The 13,950-nt window shown below is 72.5% G+C and carries 15 protein-coding genes; 5 read left to right on the top strand and 10 right to left on the bottom strand.

Annotation, left to right across the window (positions count from 1 at the left end):
• Positions 1–15: 15 nt before the first annotated feature.
• The 4 genes from ACWFR1_RS03520 (at position 16) to ACWFR1_RS03505 (ending at position 4,309) form a co-directional block, all read left to right on the top strand.
• Positions 16–753 (top strand): SDR family oxidoreductase, encoded by a 738-nt coding sequence (locus ACWFR1_RS03520; RefSeq protein WP_453545983.1) that lies wholly within the window; start codon positions 16–18, stop codon positions 751–753.
• 43 nt (positions 754–796) lie between these two features.
• Positions 797–2,362 (top strand): class I tRNA ligase family protein, encoded by a 1,566-nt coding sequence (locus ACWFR1_RS03515; RefSeq protein ID WP_453545980.1) that lies wholly within the window; start codon positions 797–799, stop codon positions 2,360–2,362.
• 156 nt (positions 2,363–2,518) lie between these two features.
• Positions 2,519–3,841 (top strand): D-inositol-3-phosphate glycosyltransferase, encoded by a 1,323-nt coding sequence (mshA, locus tag ACWFR1_RS03510; RefSeq protein WP_453546216.1) that lies wholly within the window; start codon positions 2,519–2,521, stop codon positions 3,839–3,841.
• Positions 3,842–4,057: 216 nt separating this feature from the next.
• A complete protein-coding gene (locus tag ACWFR1_RS03505; RefSeq protein ID WP_453545978.1) occupies positions 4,058–4,309 on the top strand; it encodes a hypothetical protein in 252 nt (83 codons plus the stop codon).
• Between the two features lie 112 nt (positions 4,310–4,421).
• Here the strand turns inward: ACWFR1_RS03505 and ACWFR1_RS03500 are convergent, their stop codons facing one another.
• The 7 genes from ACWFR1_RS03500 to ACWFR1_RS03470 form a co-directional block, all read right to left on the bottom strand.
• Complete coding sequence (locus ACWFR1_RS03500) at positions 4,422–5,549, bottom strand: LuxR C-terminal-related transcriptional regulator (protein ID WP_453545977.1); 1,128 nt, start codon at positions 5,547–5,549, stop codon at positions 4,422–4,424.
• Positions 5,550–5,693: 144 nt separating this feature from the next.
• Complete coding sequence (locus ACWFR1_RS03495; protein ID WP_453545975.1) at positions 5,694–6,713, bottom strand: LuxR C-terminal-related transcriptional regulator; 1,020 nt, start codon at positions 6,711–6,713, stop codon at positions 5,694–5,696.
• 153 nt (positions 6,714–6,866) lie between these two features.
• Positions 6,867–7,307 (bottom strand): Fur family transcriptional regulator, encoded by a 441-nt coding sequence (locus ACWFR1_RS03490; protein WP_453545972.1) that lies wholly within the window; start codon positions 7,305–7,307, stop codon positions 6,867–6,869.
• Positions 7,308–7,387: 80 nt separating this feature from the next.
• Positions 7,388–8,281 (bottom strand): SAM-dependent methyltransferase, encoded by an 894-nt coding sequence (locus ACWFR1_RS03485; protein ID WP_453545970.1) that lies wholly within the window; start codon positions 8,279–8,281, stop codon positions 7,388–7,390.
• Positions 8,282–8,603: 322 nt separating this feature from the next.
• A complete protein-coding gene (locus ACWFR1_RS03480) occupies positions 8,604–8,972 on the bottom strand; it encodes a GNAT family N-acetyltransferase (RefSeq protein ID WP_453545968.1) in 369 nt (122 codons plus the stop codon).
• A 256-nt stretch (positions 8,973–9,228) separates the two neighbouring features.
• On the bottom strand, positions 9,229–10,140 hold the full coding sequence (locus ACWFR1_RS03475) for a M56 family metallopeptidase (RefSeq protein ID WP_453545966.1): 912 nt from the start codon (positions 10,138–10,140) through the stop codon (positions 9,229–9,231).
• Positions 10,137–10,529: a BlaI/MecI/CopY family transcriptional regulator gene (locus ACWFR1_RS03470; RefSeq protein ID WP_453545964.1), complete on the bottom strand. Its 393-nt coding sequence runs from the start codon at positions 10,527–10,529 to the stop codon at positions 10,137–10,139. The genes ACWFR1_RS03475 and ACWFR1_RS03470 overlap by 4 nt, the downstream gene beginning before the upstream one ends.
• A gap of 82 nt (positions 10,530–10,611) precedes the next feature.
• Here ACWFR1_RS03470 and ACWFR1_RS03465 point away from each other — a divergent pair, with 82 nt between their 5' ends.
• Entirely contained in the window at positions 10,612–10,779 is a 168-nt protein-coding gene (locus ACWFR1_RS03465; protein WP_453545962.1) for a hypothetical protein, read from the top strand.
• Positions 10,780–10,796: 17 nt separating this feature from the next.
• Here the strand turns inward: ACWFR1_RS03465 and ACWFR1_RS03460 are convergent, their stop codons facing one another.
• The 3 genes from ACWFR1_RS03460 to ACWFR1_RS03450 all read right to left on the bottom strand — a co-directional run bounded on the left by ACWFR1_RS03460 (position 10,797) and on the right by ACWFR1_RS03450 (position 13,787).
• Entirely contained in the window at positions 10,797–11,078 is a 282-nt protein-coding gene (locus ACWFR1_RS03460; RefSeq protein WP_051494446.1) for a metal-sensitive transcriptional regulator, read from the bottom strand.
• A 72-nt stretch (positions 11,079–11,150) separates the two neighbouring features.
• Complete coding sequence (locus tag ACWFR1_RS03455; RefSeq protein WP_453545959.1) at positions 11,151–13,418, bottom strand: heavy metal translocating P-type ATPase; 2,268 nt, start codon at positions 13,416–13,418, stop codon at positions 11,151–11,153.
• A gap of 81 nt (positions 13,419–13,499) precedes the next feature.
• A complete protein-coding gene (locus tag ACWFR1_RS03450) occupies positions 13,500–13,787 on the bottom strand; it encodes a heavy-metal-associated domain-containing protein (protein ID WP_453545957.1) in 288 nt (95 codons plus the stop codon).
• Between the last annotated feature and the right edge of the window lie 163 nt (positions 13,788–13,950).

Here is a 13,950-nt window from a genome sequence, read left to right as displayed (position 1 = left end):
GGAGAGCAGACACACATGAAATTCGAGAATCTGCGTGTCGTCGTGACCGGAGCGTCCCGCTATTTCGGTCGCGCGCTCGCCGTCGGATTCGCGCATCTCGGCGCCGAGGTCTATGTCTCGGCGCGGACCGTCGAGGCCGCCGAACGCACCCGTACCGAAGTCATGGGCTCGGCCCGTGACCGTATCCACGCCTTCGGATGCGACCTGAGCAAGCCCGCCGAGATCCGCGAGTTCGCCGCCCGCGTCGGCGAACGCACCGACCGGGTCGACCTGTTGGTCAACAACGGAGCCCGCTGGCTCGACGGCATGGACCTGGAGGCGGCGAGCGACGCCGAGATCGTCGAGACGATCGAGTCGACGGCCGGCGGCACGGTCCTCATGGTCAAGCACTTCCTGCCGCTGCTGCGCGGCTCGCTGCGGCCCGACATCGTCAACATGGTCGCCGTCCGCGACGCCGAGGGCGCCTCCGCGGGCCACGCCCACGAGGCGTTCTGGGCGGCGAAGAGCGCGCAGGCCGGCTTCGCCGACATCCTCTCGCGCCGGCTGCGGCCCTCCGGGGTCCGGGTCTTCTCGCTCTTCCCGCCCGACTTCTCCACCTCGGACCCGCGTTTCGCGGAATGGGACGGATCGAATCCGGACGGAATAGCACCCGACGAGAAGCTGACCACCCAGGCCCTTTTCGAATGCATCGTCTACGCCGTCGAGCAGCCGCGCGACTGCTTCATCCGCTCCTTCCACTTCGAGCCCCGCTGACCGCTGAAGCCCCGCACCGCAGCGTCAAGGAGGTCCCAGTCCCATGAGCACCCCCGTCTGGATCACCGCGACTCCTCCCGCCACCCACGGCGAACTCCACATCGGCCACCTCGCCGGGCCGTACGTCGCCGCCGACGTCCTCACCCGCTACCTGCGCGCCGAGGGGGAGGCGGTCCGGTTCACCACCGGCACCGCCGATCACGCCAGCTCCGTCGAGGTCCGCGCGCTGCGCCACCACCGCAAGCCCGAGGAGGTCGCCGAGGGCTACCGCGCCGCGATCACCGCCGACTGGCTGCGCTCGGGCGTGGAGTTCGACCACATCGTGCGCCCACGGCGCGACAAGGGCTACGGACGCTGGGTGCAGGACCTCTTCAGCAGACTGTTCGCGCAGGGGGTCATCGCCCCGCGCACGCGCCTGCTGCCCTACTGCGAGCCGTGCGAGCGCTGGCTGTACGGGGCGCACGCCACCGGCAGCTGCCCGCACTGCGGCGCGGACAGCGACGGCGGCATGTGCCACGAGTGCGCCCGCCCCAACGACGGCGGCGACCTCATCTCGGCGCGCTGCGCGGTCTGCGAGACCCCGGCGGTGGCCCGCCGCTGCCGCCGCCTGTACGTGCCCCTGGAGCCCTTCCGGGACACGCTCGCCGAGTACTGGGCGACGGCCGGGCTCCCGCCCCGGCTCGCCGCCCTGTGCGAGTCGCTCGTCGAGGACGGGCTGCCGGACATCGCCGTCGGCCACCCCGCCGAGTGGGGCCTGCCGGTCCCGGTCGACGGCTTCCCCGACCACCGGATCGACGGCTGCTTCGAGGCCGCCGCGATGCACCTCTTCGGCTACGACACCAACGGCCCGCTGCCCCGCCGCGCCATCCACTTCTGCGGCTTCGGGCACGCCTTCTGCCACGCGGTGCTGCTGCCGGTGCTGCTCCTCGCGCAGGACATCAAGCTGCCGCAGGACTTCAACGTCAACGAGTCGTACGTCATCGAGGAGGGCGTGCAGGAGGGCAACGTCTGGGCGCTCGACCTGCTCACCGAGTACGGCTCCGACACCCTGCGCCGGCACGTCCTCCAGGCCCGTCCGCTGGGCCGCCGCACGGTCTTCCACCGGGAGCGGCTCGCGGCCGCCCGCCGGGAGCTGGACGAGAGCTGGAACAGCTGGCTCGGGCGGCTCTTCTCCTCCGTGCGGGAGGAGTGCGGCGGACTCGCCCCGCAGGCGCTGCCCGGCGGCACCGGCTGGGAGATCCTGGAGCGGCGGCTCCACCGGGGCGTGGACGATCTGCGCGAGGCGTACGGCCCCGACGCCTTCGACCCGCGCCGGGCGGTCGCCGTCCTCGACGAGATGGTCCGCTCGGTGGCCGACTTCGGGCACGTCAACGCCCACGAGCGGTGCCGTCCCAGCACGTCCTGCCGCCATCTGCCGGCGCTGGCCGCGCAGTTGGCGGTGGCGTCGGCGCTCTCCGCGTGGGCGCGGCCGGTGATGCCGGAGGGCGCTGACCGGCTCGCGGCGGCGCTCCAGGTGGAGCCGGGCAGGCCGATCGACTGGCACGCGCTGATGGGCCCCCTCCCGGGGACCCGGCTCGCACCCCCTTCGGGCCCGGTCTTCGGGTTCTGACCCCTTCGAACCACTGAGCAACTTCGAACTACTAAGCAACTAAGTACATCAGCACGTCGACATCCCACCCTGCCGCGTGACCGTGCGCGCGAGCGACGCGCAGGGGCACGTGGCCCCCCACTCCCACAGGAGCTCCACGTGTCCCTGCGCGTCGCCATGCTCAGCGTCCACACCTCTCCGCTCCACCAGCCCGGGACGGGGGACGCCGGCGGGATGAACGTCTACATGGTCGAACTCTCCCGCGCCCTCGCCGAACAGGGCGTGGAGGTCGACCTGTTCACCCGCTGCCGGGGCGAGGGCCTGCCCCCGCTCGTCGAGCTCGCCCCGGGCGTCCGGGTCCGCCATCTGTACGCGGGGCCGCGCGGCCCGCTGCCCAAGGAGGCCATGCCGGACCTGGTCGTGCCCTTCTCCCTGGCGCTGCTGAAGGAGGACCGGCGCTACGACCTGGTCCACTCGCACTACTGGCTCTCCGGCCAGGCGGGCCGGATCGCCTCGGTCGGCTGGCGGATCCCGCTCGTGCACACCGCCCACACCCTGGCCCGGGTGAAGAACGCCTCGCTCGCCGAAGGCGACACCCCCGAGCCCGAGCTCCGTGTCCGGGGTGAGCTCCAGGTCGTCGGCTCCGCCGACCGGTTGATCGCCAACACGACCGACGAGGCGGAGGCGCTGCGCGCGCTGTACGGGGCGGCGGAGGAGCGGACGGAGGTCGTCCGGCCGGGGGTGGACCTGCGGACCTTCCGCCCGGCCGGGGGCACCCCCGGGGCGGAGGGGCCCGGGGGAGGGAAGGCGGCGGCCCGGGCCCGGCTCGGGCTCCCCGCCGACGCGTTCGTTCCGCTCTACGCCGGCCGCATACAGCCGTTGAAGGGCCCCGACGTGCTCGTCCGGGCCGTCGCCGAGCTGCTGCGGCTGGAGCCGGGGCTGCGCCCACGGCTCCTGGTGCCGGTGGTGGGCGGCCACTCGGGCGCGACCCGTGAGGGGACGGTCTGGAAGCTGGCGGGGGAGCTGGGCGTCACCGATGTGCTGCGGGCCTGCCCTCCCGTACCGCAGTCATGCCTAGCGGACTGGTACCGGGCGGCGGACGTGCTCGTGGTGCCCTCGCGCAGCGAGTCCTTCGGTCTGGTGGCCCTGGAGGCGCAGGCCTGTGGGACCCCGGTGCTCGCGGCGGCGGTCGGCGGACTGCCGACGGCGGTGCGGGACGGGGTGACGGGGCTGCTGGTGGAGGGCCACGACCCGGTGGAGTACGCGCGCCGGCTGCGGTGGCTCGCCGCGCACCCGGAGGCGGTGCGGACGATGGGGGAGGCGGCGGTCCGTCACGCGCGCGGGATGAGCTGGCGCGCGTCCGCCACCCGGACCGTCGAGGTGTACCGGGGAGCGCTGGCGGAGGGGCTGGGGCAGGGGGTGGGGCAGGGGCGGCGGCACGCCCCTGCCCCGGCGGCCCCTCTCTCCTGGAGGAACGAGAAGGCCGTAGCTCAAGTCTAGCACCTCTTTTGGTTCGACCAAAGATATGGCGAGCTCCGGATCTCTCAATTCCGTTGCTGTGAAGGCGTATTGACGCATCCACGCCATGGCGGGTCCACGCACAGAGAATCCCTGGATCGGATTCCGGGGCGGGGACAGAATGGAGATGTCTTCAGGGAACGCCCGGCGGCACGGGCCCCGGAAGGCGGAATTCACATTCCCATTCCTGGAGGAATCATGTCTGCTGAGCACGCCACGGGGACCCGCAGGATCGTCCGTCAGTTCGCCCTCGCCACGGCCGCGTGTCTCGCCGTTGCCGGCGGCGCGGCCCTGGCGGCGGCCCCCAGCGCGGTCTCGGCCCCCCAGTACGTGGTGGCGGACGGTGTGTCCGACGGGACCACCGCCGAGCCCACCCCCACCCCCACGCCGTCCCCGTCCAACGGAAACGAGTGGGACAAGGTCTCCCCGGCGCCGATATCTGCCAATTGAGTCGTCGGGAATCCGAAAGAAAGGCTCCGCGGCCGCCCTGGGAAAGGGGCGGCCGCGGAGCCATTTCCCACTCCCCGGCACCGGGGCCGAACCGCTCGGCGAAATCCCGCGCTCAGTCGACCCAGCCCAGCCGGTAGGCGCGTACCCCGGCCTCGAACCGGCTCGTCGCGCCCATCTCCTGCATCAGCTCGGAGAGCATGCGGCTCACCGTCCGCAGCGACACCCCGAGTCCGCGCGCGATCTTCTCGTCCTTCATGCCGGAGGCGAGCATGCTCAGCGCCGCCCGCTGCTGCTCCGAAAGCCCGTCGCCGCCCCGGTCCGGGGCGGATCCGTCCCCGTACGGCAGGGCCGTGTGCCAGCAGTGCTCGTACAGCGCGAGATACGAGCGGACCAGGGCGGGGCCCCTGGCCAGTACCGCGCCCGCCGCCGGCTCCGCCGGATCGACCGGCACCACGGCGAACTGCGCGTCCGCGATGATCAGCGGCATCGGGACCGCCGACGCGATCCGCACCTCCACCCCGGCCTCGACCCGGCGCCGCAGATGCTCCGCCACCTCCGGCGAGGCGCAGACGCTCTCGCTGTACATGGCGCGGACACGCACCCCGTTCTCGATCTGCCGCCGGTCCCGGCTCAGCACCCGTTCGCCCACCTCGCGCTTCAGCGACGTCAGGTGCATCGACGCCAGGCTGTGCTGGATGACGTCCGTGATGTCCTCGAGGACCTGCTGGATCCGGCGGTAGTCGCTGAGGAGTTCCACGTCGGCGTCCGACCGCGTGAGGGAACCGGCCCGCAGGAACGCCCCCGCCAAGGTCTCCAGCGTGCCGTACGCGCGGTCCGCCTCGTCGAGATGCTCGCGCAGCTGCTCCCGCTCCCGGTGCAGCAGCCGGAGCAGCGCGATCTCCGGGTCGATCACCGCGACCGTGTCGCCGTCCTGCTGCCCGTCGTCCTGCTGTACGGCGCCCTGCTGTCCGCCGTCCTCGCCCGGCCGGGGCCCCGACCGGAGTTCGGTGCGGGCGCCGTGCTGGGCCGGGTTGGTCGGCACGATGAGTCCGAGGTCCGTCAGTTCGGACCGACATCGCTCGTACTCCTCGGGCGGGAGCCGGAGGTGGGCGGCCACTTCGCCGAGGCTGGACACCCCGCGTCTGCGCAGTTCCTGGTAGAGGTTCACCACCGCGTCGGGTGATCCCTCCGAGCGCTCGGTCCCGTTCCCCGTACCCGTACCGCCGCCGGTGGTGATCAAGGCGAAGTGACCCCCTGTTCCCTCGAGTCGCGCCGCCGTCACCCTGTCACACGGCTGGGCGGCCGTCCGTCATGCCGATCCGACCGGTCGGACCGGTCAGGCATCCATCGTGCGTCATCCGAACTCCCCGGTGGTATCCCGTCTTTACACGCCCCGCTCGGCGCCCTCGCCGTCCAGCAGGCCGAGCCGGGCCGCCTTCACGCCGGCCTCGAAACGGCTCGCCGCCCCCAGCTCCTGCATCACCTCGGAGAGCAGCCGGCTCACCGTCCGCAGCGAGACCCCCAGATTCCGGGCGATCTGTTCGTCCTTGATGCCGGAGGCGAGCATGAGGAGCGCCGCCCGCTGCTGATCGGAGAGCCCGTCGCCGCCCTTCTCCGCTTCCTCCTCCTCGCCGTACGGGGCGGCCGCCGTCCAGCAGTACTCGTACAGGGCGAGATACGAGCGGACGAGACCCGGGCCGCGCGCCAGGATCGCGGCGGAGGACGGGTCGTGCGGATCGGTCGGCAGGAGCGCGAAGTTCTCGTCGGCGAGGACCATGTTCATCGGGACGACGGAGGCGAGCCGGACCTCCACGCCCAGCGCGGCCCGCTCCTCCAGGTGCTGCGCCATCTCCGGTACGGAGGCCGCCCGCCGGCTGTACATGGCCCGGATCCGGACCCCGCGGTCGGCCCACAGGCGGTCCTGGGCGAGCTCGCCCGGCAGCTCCTCGCGGCGGACGGAGCCGGTGTGCATGAAGTGCGCGGCCGTCCGAACGGAGTTCGTCAGGTCCGCGAGGCTCCGCCGCACACGGTGGGGGTCGTCGACGATCTCGACCTCGATCTCCCCGCGTGGGGTGGCCCCGGCCCGCAGAAACGGTCCGGCGAGGGCTTCGAGGGCGGTGTGCGCGCGGCTGGTCGCGGCGAGCCGCTCCTGGAGCCGGTCGCGCTCCCGGCGCAGCAGCCGCAGCAGGGCGACATCGGGGTCCACGACGGCGTTCGTGTCGAGGGAGGGGGCGGTCAGTCCTAAGGAGACGAGCTCGTCATGACATCGCTCCCGCTCCTCGGCGGAGAGCTCCAGCCGGTCCGCGACCTCGTCGAAGGTCGTCTCCGGACGGGCGCGGAGCTGCTGGTAGACGGCGAGAGCCTGTTCGCTGCCCGTACGGGCCACGGCGGTGTTTCTGGACACGACGCAGCAGACTCCCCTCGGATCCCCCTGGATCCTGTTGAATCGCCCCGCTAGACCCTGCCATAGATTCGAACGGCGCGCACGGGGTTCACCGCAGCTCAGGACGGTTCGCGGCGGTGCTCGCGACCCCTGCCCCGGCCCGTCGGAGACGCACTAGGCGGCGGGGTCGTTCGCCCGGCAGTCGGGGCACAGGCCCTTGAACACGATCTCGGCGTCCTCGACCCGCCACTCCGGCAGCGCGCCACGGGGCGGCTTCGGCGCGGCCGCGTCGACGTTCTCCACCCGGCCGCAGACGACGCACAGTGCGTGCTGGTGCGTGGGGCCGGAGATCTCGAAGACGGCGGGCAGGCCGGGGCGGTCGAACTTGCTGACCAGGCCGGTCTCCTGGAAGTGCCGCAGCATCTCGTACACGGCCTGGCTGGTCAGCGTGCCGAGCCGCTCGCGCGCGGTCGTGGTGATCGCCTCGACGTCGAGATGGCCACCGGCGGCGAGCACCGTGAGCACCTCCAGGCGCGGGCCCGTGACTCGCAGCCCGACGTCGCGCAGGCGCTGGATCACCGCCTCGCGGCCCGTCAGCTCTTCCACGACTGCCATCTTCTCCGCCCGCCACCTGGTCGGCTCAAACGTTTGTGGGCATCGTACCTCTTGCCCGTCAACCTCGTCAGGCGTCCGCCTCAGTCGTCCGTCCTGCACACCAGCAGGACGCTCTCCGTCCGGTCGTCGATCCGGTGGCGCCGGCGGCCCTCGATGTGCAGGCCGGCCGAGTGCAGTTCGGCCGCGAGCCGTTCGGGATCCACGATCCATTTGTCGGTGGTCAGCACGACCCGCTCGGTGGAGAGCTTGCCGGTGCGGGCCGTGTAGTACGTGATCCGCTCGCTCATCGACGGCAGGTCGAAGACCTGCCGCGCCACCACCCACTCGTCGATCCCGTCGAAGCGCGGCACCTGGAACGCCCAGGTCCTGCGCGGCTCCGCGATGAGTCCCGGCAGCTGGTGCGAGGTGTAGTCGAGGGCGAGCGCCCCGCCCGTCTCCAGGTGGGAGGCGACCTCGCGCAGCAGCTCCGGCCGGTGCGCGGGCGGGACGGCCGTGACCATCGCGCCCGCGAGGAGCGCCAGCCGGTAACTCCCGTCCAGGCGCAGCTCGGTGAGGTCGGCCCGGTGGGTGACGACGAGCTCGGCGACCTGCGGACCGATCCGGCGTGCCCAGCCTTCGAGGCGCTCCAAGGCCGAGGCGTCCCGGTCCACGGCTTCCACGGCGAAGCCGTGCCGGGCGAACGGGACGGCGAGCCGCCCGGCGCCGGAGCCGAGGTCCAGAACGGGTCCGCCGGTGGAGCGGGCGAGGCTGAGGTACCGGACGATGTCCGCGCTGTGCGGGCCGAGCAGTGCGTCGTGCAGCCAGACCGAGCCCTCGTCGGCGGGGGAGACCGACTCCAGACCGGGCAGGGTGTCGGACTTGACCCTGATGCCGGCCCCGGGAGCGGGCTCCCGCTCCCGGTCGTATCGGGACGGCAGGACCGGCGCGAGCGCTGCGGGCACGACGGGCAGGGAAATGCCGCTCGGTGTGTGCATCGCTCCTCCAGGGGCTCGCTCGGTCCATGCCGTCCGGACGAGGTACCCGTGCCGCCGGGACCGCGCCGCTGGACCCATCCTGACCTGGCGGGGGAGCACCGATCCACCGGATCGGGCTGCGTGAACACGCGATGGCGTGGATCTGCCACGGCCGCCCGTTCGACGGTCGCGCGGGCTTGCGTGGGGAGGGTGGGGCGGGCGGGGCGGGCGGTGCGATCCGGTGTGGGGGCCGGCGCGCGGGCGGTGCTCGGGCCGGTGCGGGGCCGGCGCGCGGGCGGTGCTCGGGCCGGTGCGCGGGCGGTGCTCGGGCCGGGTGCTCGCGTCAGACCGCGCGGCCCCAGCGGGTGGGGCTGAGGGCGCCGAAGCCCATCCGGGTGTAGAAGGGCACTGCCGGGTCGCTCTCCGTCGGGAGTTCGACGCGCTGGTCGTGGGCGCCGTAGCTCCGCATCCGGTCCGTGGCCGCGGCCAGCAGGGCCGTACCCACTCCGCGGCGGCGGGATCCGTCCGCCACCGCCAGGGCGTACACCTCGCCCTCGCCCGGCACGGGCACCCCGCCCGCGGCGACGCCGACGACCACGCCCTCGGGGTCGGTCGCGACGAGCCAGCCGAGCCAGCCGGGCGCGCCCCCCGGAATTTCAATTTCCGCGCGGATGCGGGGGAGCGCACATTGCGCCGAGATCAGCCGCCGCATCGGGATTTCGTCCAGGATTCCCGTGTAACTGCTCCGAATGACGCCCGCGAGCAGCCTGGATATCGTCGTCGCATCGCCGGCCGCGGCCGTCCGAACGCCAGCCAGCTGCATAGGTTTCGTACCCTTCGACGTGCCGAGCCAGAGCCCCAACGTACCCACAATAGCCGTCTGTTAAGTTGACCGTGACCGATGCGAAATCTACGAATTCGCTTAGTAATTAGCGGTGTTCGGGATGCCGGACGGTGGAGCGAGTGAATTAGCGGGGGAAGGAACAGCAGGCGATCACCAGCGGTGCCATCGCGAGCGCCGCCGACGCGATGGTGAACAGTCCGCGCAGTACGGGGTGGCCCGCGCTGTACGGGGTGAGGATGCGCCGCATCCGCAGCGCCGCCGAGGGGCCGCCCGCCGCGAACGCGGACCGTGGCGCACGCCCCGAGGCCAGCGCGTACAGCGCCGTGGCGAGCGCGTCGCGCGTACACCGCCGTAACGCCCGGTCGTCCGCGGCCATTTCGAGCAGCAGTGGTACGGACGTCCCGCCGTGCCGCGCGAGCGGGAGGCGCGAGAAGACGGCCGCGAAGGCCTCCGTCGCCGCGACGAGGAGATGGTGCCGCCCCGTGATGTGCGCCCGCTCGTGCGCGAGGGCCGCCGCGAGCTGGGCGGACGTCAGTGTGTCCACCGCTCCGGAGGAGACGACGACGCGACGTGAGCGGCCCGGCAGGCAGTAGACGGCGGGCCGGTCGTCGTCGAGGACGGTGGCCCGCAGGGCGGTGTCGTACCGTCCGACGAGCCGCAGCACCTCCGCGTGCCGCACGCGCACCCGCCGGGCCCGCGCCAGCCTCCTCAGGAAGGCGGCGCCGGGCAGCGAGACGACGGTGAGGGCGATCGCGAGCGCCAGCCGCTCACGGCCTTCGAGGTGGGACAGCTGGTCGGGCGTGGGGAGCCGGAGGGTGAGCAGCATGTCGGTGAGGCGGTGGCTGCTCTCGCCGGACAGGACCATCTGGGCGGGCAGCAGGGCGCTCGCGCCGGTGAAGACCGCACCGCACGCGGCCCACACGGCGAGGGCGAGGCGGGGCGCCTGCTGGGCCCAGCGGGCCCGGACGACGAGCCAGGGCACGAGGCAGCCGGTGAGCAGGACGAGCCCGAGGGGGACGAGGGCGTGATGGTTCACGCGCCACCGCCCGCGGCACGGCCCTCGGCGGTGCCGGCCCTGGCGGCGCGGAGGGCCGCGTCCAGGGCGGCCATGTCCTCGTCCGAGATGACCTCGACGAACCGCAGGAGGGCGGCAGGGCGGTCCTGGCTGTCGCCGAGGGCGTCCCGCATCAGTCCGGCCGTGTACTCCTCCCGGCTGCGGACGGGCTCGTACAGCCAGGCCCGGCCCGCCTTCTCGCGGCGGAGCCAGCCCTTGCGGTGCAGGATGTCCGCGACCGTCATGACGGTCGTGTAGGCGACCCGGCGTCCCCGGTTGATGTCGTCGACGATCTCGCGGACGGTGGCGGGCCGTTGCCAGGCCCACAGCCGGTCCATGATCTCGGCCTCCAGCTCTCCCAGCCGGCGCACGTGGATCCCCTTCCCCCTGGGCGGCTCATCGTACGGGCCGCCTCACCCGATCAGGTATACCCCCCGTGGGTATGGTGGGGGTATGACGACCCTTCTGGCCACCCTCGTGAAGAACCGCCCCTGCGTGAAGCTCTGCGGCCCCGGTCTTCCCGGTTCGGCGGAGCTGGTGCTCCTCCGGCAGGTGCTCGGGCTCTGTCTCCGCCTGAGCGTCCGGCTGTCCGCTGAGTGCCCTTCACGCAAGGGCGGTTGACACCGCTTCGTACTTCGTCAGGTCCGGATGAGCCGGGCGATGGCCTTCGAGGCCTCGCCCACCTTCACCTTCGCCTGGTCCCCGCCCTGGGCGATCGCCTCGGTGACGCAGCAGCTGAGGTGCTCGTCCAGGAGGGCCACCGCGCAGGACTGGAGGGCCGCGTTGATGGCGGACACCTGGGTGAGGACGTCGATGCAGTAGGTGTCCTCGTCGACCATCCGCTGCACCCCCCTGACCTGGCCCTCGATGCGCCTCAGGCGTCTGATGATGTCTTCCTTGTGCTGTCCGTAACCGGCCACGGCAGGCTCCTCGGAGATGGGCGCGGAGGGGGTGTCCGGCACTGATCCGCCGGACACCCCCTGGGGAGTTCGTCAGCGGTCGGCGGCCTGGAAGCCGCGCAGGCGCAGGCTGTTGCCGACGACGAAGACCGAGGAGAAGGCCATCGCGGCCCCGGCGATCATCGGGTTGAGCAGTCCGGCCGCGGCGAGCGGCAGGGCGGCCACGTTGTAGGCGAAGGCCCAGAAGAGGTTCGAGCGGATCGTGCCGAGCGTCTTGCGGGAGAGCCGGATCGCGTCCGCCGCGGCCCGCAGGTCGCCCCGGACGAGGGTCAGGTCGCCGGCCTCGATGGCGGCGTCCGTGCCGGTGCCCATCGCCAGGCCCAGGTCGGCCTGGGCGAGCGCGGCGGCGTCGTTGACGCCGTCGCCGACCATGGCGACCGAACGGCCTTCCGCCTGGAGCTTCTTGACGACGTCGACCTTGTCCTGCGGCATGACCTCCGCGATGACCTCGTCGATGCCGACCTCGGCGGCGACGGCCTCGGCGACCGCCTTGTTGTCCCCGGTGAGCAGGATCGGGGTGAGGCCGAGGGCGCGCAGCCGGCGGATGGCCTCGGGGCTGGTCTCCTTGACGGCGTCGGCGACTTCGAGGACCGCGCGGGCCTCGCCGTCCCAGGCCACGGCGATCGCGGTCCTGCCGGCCTTCTCGGCCGTGTCCTTGGCGGTCTTGAGGTCCGCCGAGAGGGTCATGGCCCACTCGTCGAGGAGCTTCTCGCGGCCGACGAGGACGGCGTGGCCGTCGACGACGCCCTGGACGCCGAGACCGGGGATGTTGGCGAAGTCCTCGGGGGTGGGCAGGGTGCCGACCCTGGCGGCGGCGCCGGTGGCGACGGCCTGGGCGATCGGGTGCTCGGAGGAGTGCTCCAGGGCGCCCGCGAGCCGCAGGACGTCCTTCTCGTCGACGTTCTCGGCGGTGTGGACCTTGATGAGGGTCATCCGGCCGGTGGTGACGGTGCCGGTCTTGTCGAGGACGATCGTGTCGACCTTGCGGGTGGTCTCCAGGACCTCGGGGCCCTTGATGAGGATGCCGAGCTGGGCGCCGCGGCCGGTGCCGACCATGAGGGCGGTCGGGGTGGCCAGGCCGAGGGCGCAGGGGCAGGCGATGATCAGGACGGCGACGGCGGCGGTGAAGGCCGCGGTCAGGCCCTGTCCCGTACCCAGCCAGAAGCCGAGGGTGCCGAGCGCGAGCGCGATGACGATCGGGACGAAGACGGCCGAGATCCTGTCGGCGAGGCGCTGGGCCGCGGCCTTGCCGTTCTGCGCGTCCTCGACGAGCTTCGCCATCCGGGCGAGCTGGGTGTCGGAGCCGACGCGGGTGGCCTCGACGACGAGGCGGCCGCCGGCGTTCAGGGTGGCGCCGGTGACGGAGTCGCCGACGGAGACCTCGACCGGGACGGACTCTCCGGTGAGCATGGAGGCGTCCACGGCGGAGGAACCCTCGACGACGGTGCCGTCGGTGGCGATCTTCTCGCCCGGGCGGACCAGGAAACGGTCCCCGACCTGGAGGTCGGCGGTCGGTACGGTGACCTCCTGGCCGCCCCGCAGGACGGTGACCTCCTTGGCGCCCAGCTGCATCAGCGCCTTGAGCGCGGCGCCCGCCTTGCGCTTCGAGCGGGCCTCGAAGTACCGGCCGGCCAGGATGAAGGCGGTGACGCCGGCGGCGGCCTCCAGGTAGATGTTCCCGGCGCCGTCGGTACGGGCGATAGTGAACTCGAAGGGGTGCGTCATCCCCGGCGTACCGGCGGTCCCGAAGAACAGTGCCCACAGCGACCAGAGGAACGCGGCGATCGTGCCGACGGAGATCAGGGTGTCCATGGTGGCCGCGCCGTGCTTGGCGTTGGTCCAGGCGGCGCGGTGGAAGGGCCAGGCGGCGTAGACGACGACCGGCGCGGCGAGCGTGAGGCTCAGCCACTGCCAGTACTCGATCTGCAGGGCCGGGATCATCGCCATCGCGATGACCGGCACGGCGAGCACGGTGGCGGTGATCAGCCGCTGCCTGAGGGGCCGCAGCTCCTCGTCGGCCTTCTCCTCGTCGGAGGGCCCCTCGGGGCCGCCGGCCGTCTCGTTCTTCGGCGGCGCGGGCTCGGCGGCGGTGTAGCCGGTGGCCTCGACGGTCGCGATCAGCGCGGCGACGTCGATGTCGGCGTCGAAGGTGACCTTGGCCTTCTCGGTGGCGTAGTTGACGGTGGCCTCGACCCCGTCCATGCGGTTGAGCTTCTTCTCGATGCGGGCCGCGCACGAGGCGCAGGTCATGCCGCCGATGGCGAGCTCGACCTGAGCCGTGCCAGGTGTCGTCGTTGTCATGAGTACTGCTCCTCGTGAGTACGGGGCGGGGGCCGGGACCCGGGCGTGGTGGGCGGGTCCCGGCGGCCGGGGTCTTGCGGCTCAGGCGCGGCCGGTCAGCTCGTAGCCCGCGTCGTCGACGGCGGCGGTGATCGCGGCGTCGTCCGGCTCGCCGCCGGTGGTGACGGTGACCAGGCCGGCGGTGACGTCGACGTCGACGGTGATGACGCCGTCGAGCGCGCTGACGGACTTGGTGATCGCGGTCCTGCAGTGGCCGCAGGTCATGCCGGAGACGGCGTAGACGGTCGTGGTGCTCTCGGCGACGGCCACCGTGGTCGTGTCGGTGGCGCTGGTCGAGCAGCTGTTGTCAGGGGTGCAGCAGGAGCCCATGGCTTCTCCTCGGTCGGTTCCTCCGGACCGGATACCCTCGGGGGGTATCTGGTTGTCGCTCCATGTATACCCCCCGCCCGTATCCGACGCAAGCGGATCCCCGACTTGACTTGATACCCCCCAGGGGTATGGTGAAGTGCAGGGAACGGTGACGGCGCCACCC

It is taken from the genome of Streptomyces sp. NPDC055103 (assembly GCF_053607625.1).
Note: the sequence above shows the minus strand (reverse complement) of the source record. Positions and strands in the feature narration are given on the sequence as shown.

Bases quoted from the DNA above. Each gene is read 5' to 3' on its own strand.
- ACWFR1_RS03455 (WP_453545959.1), bottom strand. From the start codon at position 13,418: ATGACAACGACGACACCTGGCACGGCTCAGGTCGAGCTCGCCATCGGC.
- ACWFR1_RS03485 (WP_453545970.1), bottom strand. From the start codon at position 8,281: ATGCACACACCGAGCGGCATTTCCCTGCCCGTCGTGCCCGCAGCGCTC.
- ACWFR1_RS03480 (WP_453545968.1), bottom strand. From the start codon at position 8,972: ATGCGGCGGCTGATCTCGGCGCAATGTGCGCTCCCCCGCATCCGCGCG.
- ACWFR1_RS03515 (WP_453545980.1), top strand. From the start codon at position 797: ATGAGCACCCCCGTCTGGATCACCGCGACTCCTCCCGCCACCCACGGC.
- ACWFR1_RS03505 (WP_453545978.1), top strand. From the start codon at position 4,058: ATGTCTGCTGAGCACGCCACGGGGACCCGCAGGATCGTCCGTCAGTTC.
- ACWFR1_RS03520 (WP_453545983.1), top strand. From the start codon at position 16: ATGAAATTCGAGAATCTGCGTGTCGTCGTGACCGGAGCGTCCCGCTAT.
- mshA (WP_453546216.1), top strand. From the start codon at position 2,519: ATGCTCAGCGTCCACACCTCTCCGCTCCACCAGCCCGGGACGGGGGAC.
- ACWFR1_RS03465 (WP_453545962.1), top strand. From the start codon at position 10,612: ATGACGACCCTTCTGGCCACCCTCGTGAAGAACCGCCCCTGCGTGAAG.
- ACWFR1_RS03450 (WP_453545957.1), bottom strand. From the start codon at position 13,787: ATGGGCTCCTGCTGCACCCCTGACAACAGCTGCTCGACCAGCGCCACC.
- ACWFR1_RS03490 (WP_453545972.1), bottom strand. From the start codon at position 7,307: ATGGCAGTCGTGGAAGAGCTGACGGGCCGCGAGGCGGTGATCCAGCGC.